The sequence below is a fragment of the Pseudomonas sp. UBA2684 genome (genome assembly GCA_002354655.1).
Taxonomy (GTDB): Bacteria; Pseudomonadota; Gammaproteobacteria; order Pseudomonadales; family Pseudomonadaceae; genus Aquipseudomonas.
Genome location: DELY01000001.1, coordinates 36,927 through 54,280 on the forward strand (window position 1 = coordinate 36,927; position 17,354 = coordinate 54,280).

The 17,354-nt window shown below is 66.4% G+C and carries 15 protein-coding genes; 8 read left to right on the forward strand and 7 right to left on the reverse strand.

All coding sequences use genetic code 11. From position 1 onward, the window contains the following. Positions 1-77: 77 nt before the first annotated feature. Together B3M58_RS00165 and B3M58_RS00170 are read right to left on the reverse strand one after the other, a co-directional pair. The gene (locus B3M58_RS00165; RefSeq protein ID WP_296216475.1) at positions 78-1,109 is read right to left on the reverse strand and encodes a sulfotransferase family protein; all 1,032 of its coding nucleotides are present in this window, start codon (positions 1,107-1,109) and stop codon (positions 78-80) included. Then, positions 1,097-1,909 carry an aspartyl/asparaginyl beta-hydroxylase domain-containing protein gene (locus B3M58_RS00170; RefSeq protein ID WP_296216477.1) on the reverse strand — a complete coding sequence of 271 codons (813 nt, stop codon included), beginning with the start codon at positions 1,907-1,909 and terminating at the stop codon, positions 1,097-1,099. The genes B3M58_RS00165 and B3M58_RS00170 overlap by 13 nt, the downstream gene beginning before the upstream one ends. A gap of 178 nt (positions 1,910-2,087) precedes the next feature. Between B3M58_RS00170 and cysC the strand changes: the two genes are divergently transcribed. The 3 genes from cysC to B3M58_RS00185 all read left to right on the forward strand — a co-directional run bounded on the left by cysC (position 2,088) and on the right by B3M58_RS00185 (position 4,444). After that, positions 2,088-2,699: an adenylyl-sulfate kinase gene (cysC, locus tag B3M58_RS00175; RefSeq protein ID WP_296216479.1), complete on the forward strand. Its 612-nt coding sequence runs from the start codon at positions 2,088-2,090 to the stop codon at positions 2,697-2,699. A gap of 45 nt (positions 2,700-2,744) precedes the next feature. Then, complete coding sequence (gene arfB / locus B3M58_RS00180; RefSeq protein WP_296216481.1) at positions 2,745-3,158, forward strand: alternative ribosome rescue aminoacyl-tRNA hydrolase ArfB; 414 nt, start codon at positions 2,745-2,747, stop codon at positions 3,156-3,158. A 401-nt stretch (positions 3,159-3,559) separates the two neighbouring features. Further along, positions 3,560-4,444 (forward strand): LysR substrate-binding domain-containing protein, encoded by an 885-nt coding sequence (locus tag B3M58_RS00185; RefSeq protein WP_296216483.1) that lies wholly within the window; start codon positions 3,560-3,562, stop codon positions 4,442-4,444. Here B3M58_RS00185 and B3M58_RS00190 read toward each other — a convergent pair. From B3M58_RS00190 to B3M58_RS00210, 5 genes are all read right to left on the reverse strand, one after another. Beyond that, positions 4,404-7,595, reverse strand: coding sequence for an efflux RND transporter permease subunit (locus tag B3M58_RS00190; RefSeq protein ID WP_296216485.1), 3,192 nt, complete (start codon positions 7,593-7,595; stop codon positions 4,404-4,406). The genes B3M58_RS00185 and B3M58_RS00190 overlap by 41 nt on opposite strands. Further along, positions 7,592-9,076: an efflux RND transporter periplasmic adaptor subunit gene (locus B3M58_RS00195; RefSeq protein WP_296216486.1), complete on the reverse strand. Its 1,485-nt coding sequence runs from the start codon at positions 9,074-9,076 to the stop codon at positions 7,592-7,594. Before B3M58_RS00195 ends, B3M58_RS00190 begins: the two co-directional genes overlap by 4 nt. Further along, positions 9,073-10,329: a TolC family protein gene (locus tag B3M58_RS00200; RefSeq protein ID WP_296216487.1), complete on the reverse strand. Its 1,257-nt coding sequence runs from the start codon at positions 10,327-10,329 to the stop codon at positions 9,073-9,075. The genes B3M58_RS00195 and B3M58_RS00200 overlap by 4 nt, the downstream gene beginning before the upstream one ends. Positions 10,330-10,457: 128 nt before the next feature. Beyond that, a complete protein-coding gene (locus B3M58_RS00205) occupies positions 10,458-10,802 on the reverse strand; it encodes a hypothetical protein (RefSeq protein ID WP_296216488.1) in 345 nt (114 codons plus the stop codon). A 59-nt stretch (positions 10,803-10,861) separates the two neighbouring features. Next, positions 10,862-11,521: a cation transporter gene (locus tag B3M58_RS00210; RefSeq protein WP_296216489.1), complete on the reverse strand. Its 660-nt coding sequence runs from the start codon at positions 11,519-11,521 to the stop codon at positions 10,862-10,864. A gap of 63 nt (positions 11,522-11,584) precedes the next feature. On the opposite strand from B3M58_RS00210, the gene B3M58_RS00215 reads away from it, so the two are divergent. The 5 genes from B3M58_RS00215 (at position 11,585) to B3M58_RS00235 (ending at position 17,260) form a co-directional block, all read left to right on the forward strand. Beyond that, entirely contained in the window at positions 11,585-12,022 is a 438-nt protein-coding gene (locus B3M58_RS00215) for a MerR family DNA-binding protein (protein WP_296216490.1), read from the forward strand. 118 nt (positions 12,023-12,140) lie between these two features. Next, on the forward strand, positions 12,141-13,967 hold the full coding sequence (gene edd, locus B3M58_RS00220; RefSeq protein WP_296216491.1) for a phosphogluconate dehydratase: 1,827 nt from the start codon (positions 12,141-12,143) through the stop codon (positions 13,965-13,967). After that, the gene (locus tag B3M58_RS00225) at positions 13,964-14,929 is read left to right on the forward strand and encodes a glucokinase (RefSeq protein WP_296216492.1); all 966 of its coding nucleotides are present in this window, start codon (positions 13,964-13,966) and stop codon (positions 14,927-14,929) included. The genes edd and B3M58_RS00225 overlap by 4 nt, the downstream gene beginning before the upstream one ends. Before the next feature lie 155 nt (positions 14,930-15,084). After that, positions 15,085-15,813 (forward strand): response regulator, encoded by a 729-nt coding sequence (locus tag B3M58_RS00230; protein ID WP_296216493.1) that lies wholly within the window; start codon positions 15,085-15,087, stop codon positions 15,811-15,813. Further along, positions 15,806-17,260 carry an ATP-binding protein gene (locus B3M58_RS00235; protein WP_296216495.1) on the forward strand — a complete coding sequence of 485 codons (1,455 nt, stop codon included), beginning with the start codon at positions 15,806-15,808 and terminating at the stop codon, positions 17,258-17,260. The genes B3M58_RS00230 and B3M58_RS00235 overlap by 8 nt, the downstream gene beginning before the upstream one ends. Positions 17,261-17,354: the final 94 nt, after the last annotated feature.

Here is a 17,354-nt window from a genome sequence, read left to right on the forward strand (position 1 = left end):
CAACCTCAAGAGCAATCAGGCGGCTAACTTAGCCGAGCTGCACCGCGATTGCTGCGGGGAAATTTCAAGCAAAGGTTTCAGGTAACCCACGCTTCGCCGATTGGCGATGGCGCCGGCGCAATGCCCGCCGCGCGCGATGACAGACGCAGGCGTTCCAACGCTTCGTAGGGCTCGCGGGCCCAGCGCTCGACGGCTGCCTGCACTTCGGCGCTGGCGCCGTCGCGTTTGCGCTGGCTGTCGGCGATGAAGTGCAGGCTCGGCTGTTTGGCATCGTAATGGGCGAGTGTCTGCACGTGCGCGACGTCGCGTGCGCGGACATCGAACAGCGGCGCCAGGCGGCCCCAGACGGCATCCGGCAACTCCCGGTAATTCACCGGCACGCCGCCATGCTCTCGGCATTGCGCCAAGCCCTGCTGGAGAATCTTGCCGATGCTGCGGGCGGCGAACTCCAGCGGCGACAGCTGCGCTGCCTCTGCCGCGCAGACATCCAGCGGCGATGGGCCGAGCATTCCCGGCACGGTATGCGCGCCGGGTTGGCGCAGTTGTGAGACGACGATCTCCAGCGGGTCGCGGTAAAGAAATATCCACGGAGTGGTGGGGTAGAGGCGCTGCAGCACGTCCGCTTCGAAGATGTTCCAGGCGTCGAGCTTGACCACCAGGCCCTCTTCGCTGCCGCGGCGCACCTGGGCAAAGGCCGAGAGCAGGGCGCGCAGCCAGTCGGCCTGCTGCGCGGGTGCTACTGGATCGATGAGGTGTGCGCGCAACAGGCTGTCCAGCGGTGGCGGTTCGGAGAGCACGATATGCCGGTCGATGCCGGCCAGCAGTTGTGCGATCAGCGTCGAACCGCAGCGCGAGGCGTGGTAGATAAAGGCGCGCGGCGCCACGCCTGGGCTGGCGTGGTGCCAGTCGAGCAGGCTGGCGAGCGGGGTATTGCGGCGCAGGGCCTGGTTGAAGGGCAGGCGCATGGCCTGCTGCACGCTGTCGCGGTAGAACGGCCGGTTCAGCGGCATGTCGCCGAACCAGCACCAGTCCACTCGCCATTCGCCGTGCTCGGGCCATACGCGGATCGGCAGCCATTGCTGCAAGTCATCGGTCATCACACTGTCCATTGTTCGCTCCAGGCGCGTCGGCCCTGGCGCATGGCCGATCGCACATCGTCGATGGCGAAGTGCAAGTCGAGCTGCGCGCCGAGCTGGACGGCACGCTCGGCAAACTCGCGCGCATTCTCAAGGCGATTGAGTTGCCCAGCCAGCAGGGTGTCGGCATGCACGCGTTGGCGAAAGCGATTGAACGCCAGGGTCGAGCGGGCTATTTGCGCAGCGGGAGTCGTGGCCAGGCCCGCGCTGATCTGTGCGCGTAGCCAGTCGTTGCGGCGGGCGTCGATCACCAGATGAATACGTGCCTGCTCGCTGCGGTTGTCCACACGGTGCGGGCGCGCCAGGTCGAGAAACCAGCATTCGCCCACGGCCATGGGGATCACCTGGCCCTCCAGGAGAAACTCCACCGCCGGGTGGCTGCGGATCGGGATATGCAGGCGCACATCGCCTTGCGGGTCGCTCAGGTCGGGGTCGCAGTGCTCGCTGATGTGCGCGCCCGCGCCCAGGCGCAGCAGGCGCGCGCTGCTGATGCGCATGGCGATGCCTGCGAGTACCTGCTGCCACCGTGCGCTGTGCCAAGGCGTGGCATGCGTGTCAGTGCTATCGCCGCCGTGGGCGGCCGCCAGCGGATCATGCGCTCCAGCGGGGCTAAGCAAGGCGACGCCGCTCCAGTCGCCACGGTAGTAATCGGTATTGAAGTGCGCGCTCCAGGCGGCATCGGGTATGGCCTGCAATGCCGCCTGCAACAGCGCGACATCGACGCGCAGGGGCAGGCGGGCGTATGCGGGTAGCGCAGAGTGGCTGGGCGTCATGCGGACTCGACTCGCTGTGGGCGGCCGCATCCGTTGTCAGCCGCGCTGGGCTCATTCTAGTGGCCTGTGTGGTTTGTTCAATGAGTCGATGTCGGCGTCTGTGGCCTTGTACTGCGGCTGGCCAGCCTCGCCCGCGCCTGCTACAAAAGCGCATCCGTTTAGCCGAGGAGTGCCTGGGATGGCGAGTCACACGCATGTCGCTGCGGCCGAGGCCGTGACGCAAGGTCAGCGCGTGCAGCGCAATGGCCACGGCGCAGCCGTGTTGCTGCTGACCGGTTTGTCCGGAGCGGGGAAAACTACCCTGGCCCAGGGGCTCGCGCGGCGCCTGTTCGACCTGGGCGTGCACAGCTATGTGCTGGACGGCGATACGTTGCGTGGCGGCCTGAATGCCGATCTGGGTTTCAGTGCGCAGGATCGTCGGGAAAACCTGCGGCGCAGCGCCGAGGCCGCCGGCTTGCTGGCCGACTCCGGTGCCATCGTGATTGCCGCGCTGATTGCGCCGTTGGCCGCATCGCGGGTGTATTGGCGCCAGCGGCTTGGGGCGAACTTTTTCGAGGTCTGGTGCAGCGCCGCGCTGCCGGTTTGCGAGGCGCGTGACGTTAAGGGCTTGTACGCCCGCGCACGGGCCGGCGAGATAGCCGATTTCACCGGTGTCTCGGCACCCTACGAAGCGCCGCAGCAGGCCGACGTGGTGATCGACAGCGCGCGCCAGAGCGTCGAGGAAAGCGTCGAGCTGCTTGTGCAACTGCTGCGCCAGCGCGGGGTGCTGACGAATGCCGCGCACGGCTGACGCTCGGGTTATCCTGACGGCCCCTGAGCCGCCTGTGTCCTCGTCATGCTGGTGATTTCCAATAGCATCCATCTACCGGACGATGAGGTCGAGTTGACCGCCATCCGCGCCCAGGGCGCGGGTGGGCAGAACGTCAACAAGGTGTCCAGCGCGGTGCACCTGCGTTTCGACAGTCAGGCCTCATCCTTGCCGCCGTTCTACAAGGAACGCCTGCTGGCGCTACGCGACAGCCGCATCACCGTAGACGGTGTGGTGATCATCAAAGCCCAGCAATACCGCACCCAGGAGCAGAACCGCGCGGATGCCCTGGAGCGCTTGGCCGAGCTGATTCGCAGCGCCGGCAAGACCGAAAAAGCCCGGCGCCCGACTAAGCCGACCCTGGGCTCGAAAAAGCGCCGCCTGGAAGGCAAGAGCAAGCGCGGAACGATCAAGGCCGGGCGCGGCAAGGTGGATTTCTAAGCGCCTGTTCACGCGCTGTTGCACCGCGTTAGAAATGGCTCTGTCCCCACCATGTGTTGAACCCTAGGCAATGTCTGGGACGCGGTAATGCGTAGGGTGGGTTAGGCGCAGACCACGAACTATCGGCTGCCGCATAGATCAGTTGCGCCGTAACCCACCAGAGTATTAACGCTGGGTGGGTTACGTGGCGCCCCCATTGCGCAGTTGCTGTGCCAGCGCGTCTCAGCGCCACTAACCCACCCTACAAAATCGACGTACAACCGTTAACGGGTACATAGCTTTCAAATTGGCCTCGCACAGCCGCTTGCGGCTAACGCGCGTTGGCGCGACCCGCAGTGTTGCGTCCAGCTCATGCACAAATATCGAGTTTTCAGGCGTGCATATTTGCTTAAAATGCACGAATGAAAACGACCCTCGATGAACTGCAAGCCTTTGTCCACGTGGTCGACAGTGGTTCGATCAGCGCCGCTGCCGAGCAGTTGGCGCAGACCGCTTCCGGCGTCAGCCGCGCGCTTAGCCGGCTGGAAGACAAGCTCGATGTCACCTTGTTGCGCCGCACTACCCGGCGCCTGGAGCTGACCGAGGAGGGCCAGGCCTTTCTTGCCCAGGCGCGCAAGATTCTCGCGGCGGTCGAGGATGCCGAGGAGCAGATCAAGGTGCGCCGGCAGAAGCCCGCCGGACGCCTGCGGGTCAACGCCGCCGCGCCATTCATGCTGCACGCCGTGGTGCCGCTGGTGGCCGGTTTTCGTGCGCAGTACCCGGATATCCAGCTGGAGTTGCACAGCAGCGACCAGATCATCGACCTGCTCGAACAGCGCGCCGATGTCGCCATCCGCATCGGCCCGCTGCGCGATTCCACCCTGCACGCGCGCCCGCTGGGCAGCAATCGCCTGCGCATTCTCGCCAGCCCGGCCTACCTCAAGGCCCACGGCACGCCGAAAACGGTGGCCGATCTGGCCCAGCACAGCCTGCTCGGTTTCACCCAGCCCGACAGCCTCAACCAGTGGCCGCTGCGTCATCCCCTGGGCGACGCGCTGAGCATCAGCCCCAGCCTGTGCGCCTCCAGCGGCGAAACCCTGCGCCAATTGGCCCTGGCCGACGTCGGCATCGTCTGCCTGGCGGACTTCATGACCCAGGCCGACCGCGCCCGCGGCGACCTGGTGCAGTTGCTGCTGCGCGACACCGTCGAGGTGCGTCAGCCGATCCATGCGGTGTACTACCGCAACACCGCGCTGGCCTCGCGCATTACCTGCTTTCTCGACTACCTGAGTGCTCAGCTTCGCTAACCGGGCGAGCCAGTGAGGCGGCTTGCCGCCTGCAGGCCGGGCGGCGCAGCAGGCTGAACAGCGCCGGAATCACCAGCAGCGAGAGCAGCGGGGCGGTGATCATGCCGCCGACCATGGGCGCGGCGATGCGGCTCATCACCTCGCTGCCGGAGCCGCTGCCCCAGAGAATTGGCAACAAACCGGCGATGATCACCGCCACCGTCATGGCTTTGGGCCGTACGCGTTGCACCGCGCCCTCGCGGATGGCATCGAGCAATGCGGGCTCGTCGTGCTGCCCGGCGTCCTGGCGGGCGCGCCAGGCGTTTTTCAGGTACAGCAGCATGATCACGCCGAACTCGGCGGCCACGCCGGCCAGGGCGATAAAGCCGACGCCGGTGGCCACCGACAGGTTGTAGCCCAGCAGGTAGAGGAACCACACCCCGCCAGTGAGGGCGAACGGCAGCGTGAGCATGATCAACATGGCTTCGTCGAAGCGGGCGAAGGTCAGGTAGAGCAGCACGAAGATGATCAGCACGGTGGCCGGCACCAGCAGTTTCAGCCGCGCGTTGGCGCGTTCGAGGAATTCGAACTGCCCCGAGTAGCTCAGGCTCATGCCGGGTTGCAGGGTGACCTGCTCGCCAATCGCCACGCGCAGGTCGGCGACCACCGAGGCCAGGTCGCGGCCGCGCACGTCGATATAGACCCAGCCGGAAGGCCGGGCGTTCTCGCTCTTGAGCATCGGCGGGCCATCGCTGACGCTGATCCGCGCTACGCTGCCGAGGGTGATCTGGCTGCCCAGCGGGGTGTAGATCGGCAGGTGTTCCAGGGCGCCCAGCGAGTCGCGCCACTCGCGCGGGTAACGCAGGTTTATCGGGTAGCGCGCCAGGCCTTCGATGGTTTCACCGATATTCTCGCCGCCGATGGCGCCGGCGACGATCGACTGCACGTCGGCGATATTCAGGCCGTAGCGCGCCGCCGCCTGGCGGTCGATGTCGACATCGATATAACGCCCGCCAGTCAGGCGTTCGGCGAGCGCCGAACTCACCCCCGGCACCTGCTTGGCCGCCCGCTCGACCGCCTGCGTCACCGCGTCGATGTGCGTCAGGTTACTGCCGGCCACCTTGATCCCGATCGGGCTCTTGATCCCGGTGGCGAGCATGTCGATACGGTTGCGGATCGGCGGTATCCAGATATTGCTCAGCCCCGGCACCTGCACCGTCCGGTCCAGTTCCTCCACCAGCTTTTCCGGGGTCATGCCGGGGCGCCATTGCGCGCGCGGCTTGAACTGGATGGTGGTTTCGAACATCTCCAGCGGTGCCGGGTCGGTGGCGGTTTCGGCGCGTCCGGCCTTGCCGAACACGTGTTCGACTTCCGGCAGGGTCTTGATCAGGCGGTCGGTCTGTTGCAGCAACTGCGCGGCTTTCTGCGCCGACAGCCCGGGCAGGGCCGACGGCATGTAGAGCAGGTCGCCTTCGTCGAGTGGCGGCAGAAACTCGCCGCCGAGGCGCGAGATCGGCCACAGCGCGCTGAGGAACACCAGCACGGCGATCAGCAGGGTGACTTTCGGCCGGCGCAGCACCGCGTCGAGGGCCGGCTGATAGAGACGGATCAGCCAGCGGTTCAGCGGATTGCTGTGCTCGTTCGGTATGCGCCCGCGAATCCAGTAGCCCATCAACACCGGCACCAGGGTCACCGATAAGCCGGCGGCGGCGGCCATAGCATAGGTCTTGGTAAACGCCAGCGGGCCGAACAGCCGACCTTCCTGGGCTTGCAGGGTGAACACCGGGATAAACGACAGGGTGATGATCAGTAGGCAGAAGAACAATGCCGGGCCGACTTCCACCGCCGCCGCCGTGATCACCTGCCAGTGTTGCTCGCCTTTTAGCTCTTGGCCCGGATGTGCGGCGTGCCAGGCTTCGAGCTTCTTGTGGGCGTTTTCGATCATCACCACGGCGGCGTCGACCATGGCGCCGATGGCGATGGCGATGCCGCCGAGGGACATGATGTTGGCGTTGATGCCTTGCTGCTGCATGACGACAAAGGCGATCAGCACGCCAATCGGCAGCGAGATGATCGCCACCAACGAGGAGCGCAGATGCCAGAGAAACACCGCGCAAACCAGCGCCACGACGATGAATTCTTCGAGCAATTTGAAGCTGAGGTTGCTGACCGCGCGATCGATCAGCTTGCTGCGGTCGTAGGTGGTGACGATTTCCACGCCGGCCGGCAGGCTGCTTTTCAGCTCGTCGAGCTTGGCTTTCACCGCGGCAATGGTGGCGCTGGCGTTCTTGCCGCTGCGCAGAATCACCACGCCGCCGACCACTTCGCCTTCGCCATCCAACTCGGCGAGGCCGCGACGCATTTCCGGGCCGAGCTGGATCGTCGCGACATCGCCGAGGGTCACCGGCACGCCGTCTTCGCTCAGCTTGAGCACAATTGCGCGGAAGTCATTCAGGGTCTTCAGGTAGCCGGAGGCGCGCAGCATGTACTCGCTTTCCGCCAGTTCCAGCACGGCGCCACCGGTTTCCTGGTTGGCCTGGCCAATCGCCGCGATGACCTCGGCCTGGGTGATCTTCAGGCTGGCCAGGCGGAACGGGTCGATCAGCACCTGGTATTGCTTGACCATGCCGCCGACGGTCGCCACCTCCGCGACATCGCTCAGGGTTTTCAGCTCGAACTTGAGAAACCAGTCTTGCAGCGCGCGCAACTGCGCCAGGTCATGGGTGCCGCTGCGGTCGACCAGGGCGTACTGGTAAATCCAGCCGACGCCGGTGGCATCCGGCCCGAGTGCCGGCTTGGCGCCAGCGGGCAGGCGGCTCTGCACCTGGCTGAGGTATTCCAGCACGCGCGAGCGCGCCCAGTAGAGGTCGGTGCCGTCCTCGAACAGCACATAGACGAAGCTGTCGCCGAAAAAGGAAAAGCCGCGCACCGTCTGCGCGCCGGGCACCGAGAGCATGGTGGTGGCCAGTGGGTAGGTGACCTGGTTCTCGACGATTTGCGGCGCCTGGCCAGGGTAGGGCGTGCGGATGATTACCTGCACGTCGGAGAGGTCCGGCAGGGCATCGATGGGGGTGTTCTGCACCGACCAGACGCCCCAGGCCGTGGCCAGTAGCGTGACCAGCAGCACCAGCATGCGGTTGAGTACCGACCAGCGAATCAGCGCGGCGATCATGGCTGCTGCTCCAGTTTGTCCAGGCGCTCGACCAGCAGTCCGTCGTCGCTCTCGCGCACGCCCACGCGCACCGCATCGCCGGGCTCGATACCGATCGCCAGGGCGGGGTCGGCCAGGGTAAAGCTCATGGTCATGCCGGGCATGCCCAGGGTCTTGAACGGGCCGTGGGCCAGGGTCAGCGAGGCATTGTCGATGGCCACGACCTGACCGTCGGCCTCATGCAGGGCCGCTTGCACCGGCGCGGCCGGCGGTGTTGCCAGGCCTTGCGCGAGCAGGCCGCGCAGGCTGGCTTCGGAATCGAGCAGGAACTGTCCGGAGGCGACCACCTGCTGGCCTTCTTCGAGGCCTTGCAGCACTTCGGTCTGGCCCTCGGCCTCGCGACCCAGGCGCACCTCGACGGGCCGATAACGCCCGGCACCTTCGCCAAGCATCACCAGGGCGCGGCGCCCGGTGCGGATCACCGCCTCGCTGGGAATGAACAGGGTGGCTTGCGCGGCCGGGCGCTGCAGCCGCACCTGCGCGGTCAAGCCTGGGCGCAGGCGGCCGTCGGGGTTGTCCAGCTCGACCCGCAGGCGCAGCGTGCGGCTATTCGGCTCGGCCGCTGGGAGAATGGCGCCGACCTTGCCCGTCAGCACCTCGCCGGGGAATGCCGGCAGGCGCGCCTCGACCGGCTGTCCGCCGCGCAACCCGGCGGCTTCGGCCTCAGGCACCGCCACCTCCAGCCAGACGCTACGCAGGCCGTTGATGGTCGCCAGTGGCGCGCCGGCGGCGAGGGTCATGCCCTGGCGCACGTTGAGCTCTTGCAGCACGCCAGCGATTGGGCTGGTGACCGTCCACAGCGCTTGGCTCTTGCCGCTGCGCTCGACCTGCGCGATCAGCGCGGGCGGCATCCCGCTCAGGCGCAAACGCTGACGTGCCGCCGCCAGCAACGCCGGTTCGCCGAGCTGGCGCAGGGCCAGGAACTCCTCCTGGGCCGCCACCCATTGCGGCACGAGCAGGTCGGCCAGCGGTGCGCCAGCGGCGAGCAGGTCGTTCGGCGCGAGGGCGTAGACCCGCTCGACGAAGCCGCCACTGCGCGCCTGCACGATGGCCATGTCGCGCGCATTGAACGCCAGGCTGCCAACCGCCTCCAGGCTGCTGGGCGGCATGCCGCGGGTGACCGTGGCCAGGCGCATGCCGAGGTTCTGGCTGACGCTCGGGTCGATGCTCAGCACCGCGCTGTCGCCGCCGGCACCGGCATAGCGCGGCACCAGTTGCATGTCCATAAAGGGCGATTGTCCGGGTTGGTCGAATCGTTGCTGCGGGTACATCGGGTCGTACCAATACAACACCTCGCCGCGATCCGCTGTGGCGCTGGCCTGTTGCGTGGCGGGTGCGGGCATCGCGTCGCTCCGCGGCTGGGCGAGCCAGTAGCCGCCGGCAGCGCTGAGGACTAGCGAGATGCCCGCCAGCAGGGCGCCTTGGTAGATTCGCGGGTTCATTGAGCGCTCTCCCCGTAAGTGAAATACAACGCGGTGCCGACCTGGGCGCGCTGCCCTTGCAGGTCGATCTGTCTTAGCCGCGCGTCGATCAGCTCGCGGCGCGCGACCAGCACATCGGCCAGCGCGCCGTTACCGGCGCGGTAGCCGGCAAGGCTCAGCGTTACTTTTTCCTCGGCCAAGGGCAGCAGCAGTTCCTCGCTGCGGCGAACCGCGCGGCTCAGGCGGGCGTATTCGCCCAGATCGCTGTGCTGCGCCTGGGCATATTCGCGCTCCAGCGCCTCGCGCTCGGCTTCAAGCCGTGCGACCTGGGCGTATTGCGCGGCAATCTTCGGATCTTGGCGGGAGCCGGGGAAAATCGGCAGGTCGATGCTGAACTGCACGCTGAGCATGTCGCCGAATTCGCGGCCGCGCCGCTGGTAATCCAGCTCCCAGCTCCAGTCGGGGCGCTTGTCGGCCAGTGCTTGGCGCACGCCCGCCGCCGCCTCTTGCTGCATCGGCGTGTAGGCGGCCAGCTCGGGGTGGCGCCGCAGGTTGTGCGGGTAGCGTGCTGCGGCTATCGGCCAATCCGGCAAGCCACCGGCCAGCGGCGCGTTGCCGGCCTCGCCGATCCAGCGTCTGAGCGCGGCGCGCGCCACCTCGCGGGATTGCATCAGTTGGTCTTCCTGCTCGGCCAGTTGCGCGGCCTCCTGCCTGGGGGCGATGCTGTCGGCAGCCTGGCCGAGACCTGCGCCGAGCTGGGCGCGCACGGCGTCGTGCAACAGCCGGTTCTCCTGGTACAGCGTGCTGAACAGCTGCAGTTTGCGTTCGACGCTGTAGGTGGCGATCCACGCCAGCGCGGTGTCGCGGCGCACCTTGAGCGCTTCCACCTGGCGCTCGGCCTCGGCTCGATCAACCGCCGCCTGGGCGACCTCGACCCGCGCGCGGCGCTTGGCGCGGTTGGGTACTTCCTGCATGACGCCGACCATCTGCATGGTCATGAAGTCGTCGTCGAGGCTGCCGCGCTCGGGGCCGCCAATCGGGAAATTTTGCACCCCGAGTAGCAGCTTCGGATCGGGTAGCTCGCCGGCCGAAACGGCCAGGTGACTTGCCGCAGCAAGCCGGGCGCTTTGCGCGGCCAGCGAGGGCGCCTGGCGTTCGGCCAGGTTCAAGGCGTCTTCCAGGCTGAGTGAGGCTGCCAGGCTGGGCAGTGCCAACAGGCTGACGGCTGTGGCGAGTGCCAGCCGCCGCCAGCGGTGATCGCGAGAGGAAATCATGCGCATGAGTCCTGTGAATAGCCGGCGTGGGCGAAGCAATCGCACACGCATACGCGCCACCCCAGGCAAAGCCGCTAAATGTTGGGCCAAACCGTTAAATAAGGGTGGGAGTCAGTGTCGAACAGGAATCAAACGCGTGGGGGGCGCCACACCCCGGAGGGGCTTTGTTGCAGCGGGGTATCGGGGAGGTAAAGGCTGTTGCGGCTGGGCACAGGCAGCGGCAGGCTGAATGTCAGCCCCGCCAACTGGTACAGGCTGCCAGCCTTGCAGTCCTGCCCAGGTTTGCAGGACAGCTCGTGCGCCGTTGTGCTGTCGCCGTCCAGGCAGCAATCGCTGAGCATCTCCGACGCCATGCTCATGCCCGCGGCCTGCATAGGGCAGGGCGCGGCCGGCAGCTCGCCGCTCGCCAGGCCCTTGAGCGGCAGCGAGAGGATCAACAGCAGAGTGAGCAGTAAGCGCAGGCTGGGTTTCATTGTCACAGCGTAGTGCTTCGCAGCGGCATAGACAATTGCGCCGCTGCCATGTTGTCGACCTAGGGTCTGTTGGCGGTTTCTTCCGCGCAGGCTTGGGCAGGTGTATGCCGGTGGTTGGCCGCTTGCAGTTCGGCGCGTGCTTGCACCATCACCTGGTAGGCCGCGGAAATCGCCAGGCTGGCCATGATGCTGGCCACCAGCAGGTCGGGCCAAGCGCTGCCCGTGCCGAATACGCCGAGGGCGGCGAGCAGCACGGCGAGGTTGCCGAGGGCGTCGTTGCGCGTGCACAGCCAGACGCTGCGCATGTTGCTGTCGCCCTGGCGGTAGGCGTAGAGCAGGGCGGCCACGCCGAGGTTGGCGAGCAGCGCCAGGCTGCCGACCACGCCCATGGTCGGTGCGTCCGGCACCTGCGCGGTGAGCCAGTGCCAGATCGCCACCGCCAGCACGCCGATGCCGAATACCAGCATGGACGCCGCCTTGAGCAACGAGGCCTTGGCGCGCAGGGCCAGGCCCATGCCCAACACCCACAGGCTGATGCCGTAGTTGGCGGCGTCACCGAGAAAGTCCAGCGAGTCCGCCAGTAGCGACACCGAGCGGGCGCCGAGGCCGGCGATAATTTCCACGGCAAACATGCCGAGGTTGACCAGTAAGGCGATCCACAGAATCTTGCGGTAGCGCTGGCTGGCGGCGGCGGGTTGGTTGCAGCAGTGTGTGCCCATGAGGCTTCTCCTTGAAGGGGTTGAGGGGTACGCTAAACCCTGTAGTCGCTACGGAGTCAAGCCATGGACAAGCCATTCACCATCAGTGCCTTGAGCCGCGAAAGCGGGGTCAACCTGGAGACCATTCGGTTCTATGAGCGTAGCGAATTGCTGCCGACCCCCAAGCGCAGTGCTTCGGGTTATCGCCACTACGACGAGGTCGATATTCGCCGTGTGCGCTTTATCCGTCGCGGCCGCGAGCTGGGCTTCAGCCTGGAGGAAATCCGCACCTTGCTGGGCCTGGCCAAGCAGCCGCAAAGCTCCTGCGCCGAGGCGGATCGGCTGGTGCAGGAGCACTTGCTGGCCATTGATGCGCGCATCCGTGACCTGCAGTCGATGAAGACCGAGCTGAACAAGTTGGCCGGTTGCGACAGCGCACAGGCCGAGCATTGCCGTCTGCTGGAGGCGCTCGACAGCCGCAACTGTTGCGTGCACGGCGACGGGCAGGTCAGCGCCGGATAAGGTTTTGTTGTTTTTACAACAAAATATTGCGCTTGTGGCTGGAGTTATCCACTTTTGAGTGGCAGTATTTTGGTTTTAATTATAAAAAATTTGGCTTTTCCAGCCGGGAGTCGACACCATGCATCCTCGCGTCCTTGAGGTAACCGACCGCCTGATCGCCCGTAGCCGCGCTACCCGCGAACGTTACCTGGCGATGATCCATGCGGCGGCCAGCGAAGGCCCGCAGCGCGGCAAGCTGCAATGCGCCAACTTCGCCCATGGCGTGGCCGGCTGTGGCAGTGACGATAAGCAGACCTTGCGGCTGATGAATGCGGCCAACGTGGCGATTGTGTCCGCCTACAACGACATGCTCTCGGCGCACCAGCCGTATCAGGATTACCCGGAGCAGCTCAAACAGGCCTTGCGCGAGGTGGGCTCGGTCGGCCAGTTCGCCGGCGGTGTGCCGGCCATGTGCGACGGGGTGACCCAGGGCGAACCGGGCATGGAGTTGGGCATCGCCAGCCGCGAAGTGATCGCCATGTCCACCGCCGTGGCGCTGTCGCACAACATGTTCGACGCCACGCTGTGCCTGGGCATCTGCGACAAGATCGTCCCCGGCCTGCTGATGGGCGCCCTGCGCTTTGGTCACTTGCCGACTCTGTTCGTGCCGGCCGGGCCGATGCCGTCGGGCCTGTCGAACAAGGAAAAGGCCGACGTGCGGCAACGCTACGCCGAAGGCAAGGCCAGCCGCGACGAATTGCTGGCAGCGGAGATGGCCGCTTACCACAGCCCCGGCACCTGCACCTTCTATGGCACCGCCAACACCAACCAGCTGCTGATGGAAGTGATGGGCCTGCACCTGCCGGGCGCATCCTTCGTCAACCCCAACACGCCGCTGCGCGATGCCCTGACCCGCGAAGCCGCGCAGCAGATCACCCGCCTGACCAAGCAGAGCGGGCAGTTCATGCCGCTCGGCGAGATCGTCGACGAGCGTTGCCTGGTCAACTCCATCGTGGCGCTGAACGCCACCGGCGGCTCGACCAACCACACCTTGCACATGCCGGCCATCGCCCGGGCGGCGGGGATTCAGCTGACCTGGCAGGACATGGCCGACCTCTCCGCCGTGACCCCGACGCTGGCCCACGTCTACCCCAATGGCAAATCCGACATCAACCACTTCCAGGCTGCCGGCGGCATGCCATTGCTTATCCGCGAGCTGCTCGACGCCGGCCTGTTGCATGAGAACGTCAACACCGTGGCCGGTCATGGCCTCAGCCGTTACACCTGCGAGCCGTTCCTCGAAGACGGTACGCTGGTCTGGCGCGACGGCCCGCGCAAGAGCCATGACGAAAGCGTGCTGCGCCCGGTGGCGCGGCCGTTCTCGGCGGAAGGCGGCCTACGCCTGATGGACGGCAACCTGGGTCGCGGGGTGATGAAGGTCTCCGCGGTGGCGCCCGAGCAGCAGGTAGTCGAAGCGCCGGCGCGGGTGTTCCAGGACCAGCAGGAGCTGGCCGATGCCTTCAAGGCCGGCGAGCTGGAGTGCGATTTCGTCGCGGTGATGCGCTTCCAGGGCCCGCGCAGCAATGGCATGCCGGAGCTGCACAAGATGACGCCGTTTCTCGGTGTGTTGCAGGACCGTGGGTTCAAGGTGGCGCTGGTCACCGATGGGCGCATGTCCGGTGCCTCCGGCAAGATCCCGGCGGCTATCCATGTCTGCCCGGAAGCCTTCGACGGCGGGCCGCTGGCGCGGGTGCGCGACGGCGACTTGATTCGTCTCGACGGCCACACCGGGCAATTGCAGGTATTGCTCAGCGACGCCGAACTGGCCGCGCGCGAGCCGGCGGTCGGCACCCTGGACAATGCCGTGGGCTGCGGACGCGAGCTGTTCGCCTTCATGCGCCTGGCCTTCAGTTCGGCGGAGCAGGGTGCCAGCGCCTTCACCAGCAGCCTGGAGTCGTTGCAGTGAAATTGGCGCTGGTCGGCGATATCGGCGGCACCAATGCGCGTTTCGCCCTCTGGCGCGATGAGCAGCTGGAGGCGGTGCGGGTGCTGGCCACGGCGGATTATCCCGGCCCGGAGCAGGCGATTGGCGCCTACCTGGCCGAGCTGGGCCTGCCGCTCGGTGCGGTAAGCCTGGTGTGTCTGGCCTGCGCCGGGCCGGTGAGTGGCGATCTGTTTCGCTTCACCAACAACCACTGGCGCCTCAGCCGCGCGGCCTTCTGCCGCGACTTGCAGGTCGATGAACTGCTGCTGATCAACGATTTCTCGGCCATGGCTCTGGGCATGACCCGCCTGCGCGACGACGAGCGCAGCCTGGTCTGCGCGGGCCAGGCCGAGGCCAATCGACCGGCCGTGGTGATCGGCCCCGGCACCGGCCTGGGTGTCGGCACTTTGCTGGCCCTGGCCGACGGCAGCTGGCTGGCGCTGCCCGGCGAGGGTGGGCATGTCGACCTGCCGCTCGGCAGCCCGCGCGAAGCGCAGCTCTGGCAGCAGCTGTATGCCCAGCTTGGCCATGTGCGCGCCGAGGATGTGCTCAGCGGCAATGGCCTGCTGGTGCTGTATCGCGCGATCTGCGCGTTGGATGGCCACGCACTGCGGTTCGGCTCGCCGGCCGAGATCACCGCCGCGGCCCTGGCCGGCGATGCCGTGGCCGGCGCGGTGCTGGAGCAGTTCTGCTGCTGGCTGGGACGTGCGGCCGGCAACAATGTGCTGACCCTCGGTGCGCGCGGCGGGGTGTATATCGTCGGCGGCGTGGTGCCGCGCTTCGCCGAACTGTTCCTGGCCAGCGGTTTTGCCAGGAGTTTGCGCGACAAAGGCTGCATGAGCGATTACTTTGCCGGTATCCCGGTGTGGTTGGTAACGGCCGAGTACCCAGGGTTGATGGGGGCGGGCGTGGCGCTGCAACAGGCGACGAGGCACGCGTTGTAGGGTGGACATGGCGCCGCCTTGTCCAGTTCGTAGGATGGGTTGAGCAACGCGATACCCATCGGTGACTCGGAGTAATGGGTATCGCTGCGCTCAACCCATCCTACAAAGTTGGTTCTTGCTCGAGATTTCTATCAGAACAATAAGGGACGGCAGACGTGAGCCAAGCCGGAAAATCGATTCTGCTGGTCGATGACGACCAGGAAATCCGCGAACTGCTGAATACCTACCTGAGCCGCGCCGGTTTTCAGGTGCGTGCGGTTGGCGATGGCGCGGGCTTCCGTCAGGGGCTTTGCGCCGAGCCGGCCGATCTGGTGATTCTCGATGTGATGCTCCCCGACGAGGACGGTTTCAGCCTCTGTCGCTGGGTGCGCGAGCACCAGCGCTTCGCCCAGGTGCCGATCATCATGCTCACCGCCAGCTCCGACGAGGCTGATCGGGTGATCGGCCTGGAGCTGGGCGCCGACGATTACCTGGGCAAACCGTTCAGCCCGCGTGAGCTGCTGGCGCGAATCAAGGCGCTGCTGCGCCGGGTGCATTTCAGCCAGGAGCGCGGCGTCGAGGTGCTGGCCTTCGACGAGTGGCGGCTGGACATGGTCAGCCACCGTCTGTTTCACCGCGATGGCGAGGAAGTGATCCTCTCCGGCGCCGATTTCGCCCTGCTCAAGCTGTTCCTCGATCACCCGCAACAGATCCTCGACCGCGACACCATCGGCAACGCCACCCGCGGCCGTGAGGTGATGCCGCTGGAGCGCATCGTCGACATGGCGGTCAGTCGCCTGCGTCAGCGCCTGCGCGACACCGGCAAGCCGGCGCGGCTGATCCGCACCGTGCGCGGCAGCGGTTACCAGTTGGCGGCGGCGGTTACGCCCTATAACTATGTTTAGCTTGCGCAAACTGCTGCCGGTGCCGCGCTCGCTGCTTGGGCGCATGTTGCTGCTGACCTTGCTGGTGGTGTTGCTGGCGCAGGCGCTGTCCAGCGTGATCTGGGTCTCGCAATTGCGCGCCAGCCAGATGGAAGGCCTGCTCACCAGCGCGCGCAGCCTGGGGCAATCGATGGCGGCCAGCGTCAGCTACTTCCGCTCGCTGCCCATCGGCTACCGGCCGATGGTGCTCGATCAGTTGCGCAATATGGGCGGCACGCGCTTTTTCGTCTCGCTCAACGACAAGCCGCTGAGCATGCGGGTGCTGCCGGAAACTCCGCGCAAACGCGCGGTGCTGGACGCGGTGGACGCGACCCTGCGCGAGCGCCTGGGCAGCAACCTCGACCTGTCGGTGCAGTTCGTCAACCCCGAGGATCTGCGCATCTTCAACAGTGCGCTGAAGCTCGACGAGCTACCGCGCTCCTGGGCGCACTACGCCCTCAGCCTGGAGCCGCTGAACCCGCCGGTGCTGGTGACGCAGATCCAGATCGCACCAGGCGAGTGGCTGTACCTCGCCTCCTTGATGCCCGAGCCCTATGTTGGTCTGGAGCAGCAGGGCCTGCCGGCGCAGCAGCTGTGGTTCATCATTCTCACCAGCAGCTTCCTGCTGCTGTTCATCGGCATTCTCGTGCACTGGCAGAGCCGGCCGCTCAAGCGCCTGGCGGTAGCGGCGCGGGACATGTCGCTGGGCAGCGAAGTGGAGCCGCTGGCCGAGGCGGGTGGCAGCGAGGTGATCGAGGTCAGTCGCGCCTTCAACAGCATGCGCGAACGGATCGGCCGTTACCTGCGCGAACGCAGCCAGTTGTTCAGCGCGATTTCCCATGACCTGCGCACGCCGATCACCCGCCTGCGCCTGCGCGTCGAGCTGCTCGACGACGAGGCGGTGCAGGCCAAGTTCAGCCGCGATCTGGACGAGCTGGAGATGCTGGTCAAGGGCGCGCTGCAATGCGTCAAGGACACCGATATCCACGAGAACATCGAGCCAGTCGATATCAACCAACTGCTGCATTGCGTGGTCGAGCCGTATCTGGCGCCGGCCGGCAATGGCCGGGTGACCGTGGATGGCCAGTCGGTCGCGTTGTATCCAGGCAAGCCGCTGGCGCTCAAGCGCTGCATCGGCAACCTGGTGGACAACGCGCTGAAGTACGGCGAGCGCGCACATCTGCATATCGAGGACGACGCGCAGGCATTCGTCCTGCACGTCGACGACGAAGGCCCAGGTGTGCCCGAACAGCGTCTGGAGCAGGTGTTCGAGCCGCATTTCCGCCTGGCCGGGCAGCAGCAGGGCTACGGTCTGGGCCTGGGCATCGCGCGCAACATCGCCCACAGCCACGGCGGCGAAGTGAGCCTGCGCAACCTGCGCGAAGGCGGCTTGCGCGTGACCCTGTGGCTGCCGCGTTTCGCCGAGTGAAGCGTGACCGTGGCGACGTAGGCCGGACAAGGCGAAGCTTTGTCCGGCATCGGCGAGTTACACGGCGGACAAGCCTGGCGGCATGTCCGCCCTA

Excerpts from the sequence above, each read along its gene's own strand:
- B3M58_RS00165 (WP_296216475.1), bottom strand. The coding sequence starts at position 1,109 with ATGGACAGTGTGATGACCGATGACTTGCAGCAATGGCTGCCGATCCGC.
- B3M58_RS00170 (WP_296216477.1), bottom strand. The coding sequence starts at position 1,909 with ATGACGCCCAGCCACTCTGCGCTACCCGCATACGCCCGCCTGCCCCTG.
- B3M58_RS00235 (WP_296216495.1), top strand. The coding sequence starts at position 15,806 with ATGTTTAGCTTGCGCAAACTGCTGCCGGTGCCGCGCTCGCTGCTTGGG.
- B3M58_RS00195 (WP_296216486.1), bottom strand. The coding sequence starts at position 9,076 with ATGAACCCGCGAATCTACCAAGGCGCCCTGCTGGCGGGCATCTCGCTA.
- B3M58_RS00210 (WP_296216489.1), bottom strand. The coding sequence starts at position 11,521 with ATGGGCACACACTGCTGCAACCAACCCGCCGCCGCCAGCCAGCGCTAC.
- cysC (WP_296216479.1), top strand. The coding sequence starts at position 2,088 with ATGGCGAGTCACACGCATGTCGCTGCGGCCGAGGCCGTGACGCAAGGT.
- B3M58_RS00215 (WP_296216490.1), top strand. The coding sequence starts at position 11,585 with ATGGACAAGCCATTCACCATCAGTGCCTTGAGCCGCGAAAGCGGGGTC.
- B3M58_RS00190 (WP_296216485.1), bottom strand. The coding sequence starts at position 7,595 with ATGATCGCCGCGCTGATTCGCTGGTCGGTACTCAACCGCATGCTGGTG.
- B3M58_RS00200 (WP_296216487.1), bottom strand. The coding sequence starts at position 10,329 with ATGATTTCCTCTCGCGATCACCGCTGGCGGCGGCTGGCACTCGCCACA.
- arfB (WP_296216481.1), top strand. The coding sequence starts at position 2,745 with ATGCTGGTGATTTCCAATAGCATCCATCTACCGGACGATGAGGTCGAG.
- B3M58_RS00205 (WP_296216488.1), bottom strand. The coding sequence starts at position 10,802 with ATGAAACCCAGCCTGCGCTTACTGCTCACTCTGCTGTTGATCCTCTCG.
- B3M58_RS00185 (WP_296216483.1), top strand. The coding sequence starts at position 3,560 with ATGAAAACGACCCTCGATGAACTGCAAGCCTTTGTCCACGTGGTCGAC.
- edd (WP_296216491.1), top strand. The coding sequence starts at position 12,141 with ATGCATCCTCGCGTCCTTGAGGTAACCGACCGCCTGATCGCCCGTAGC.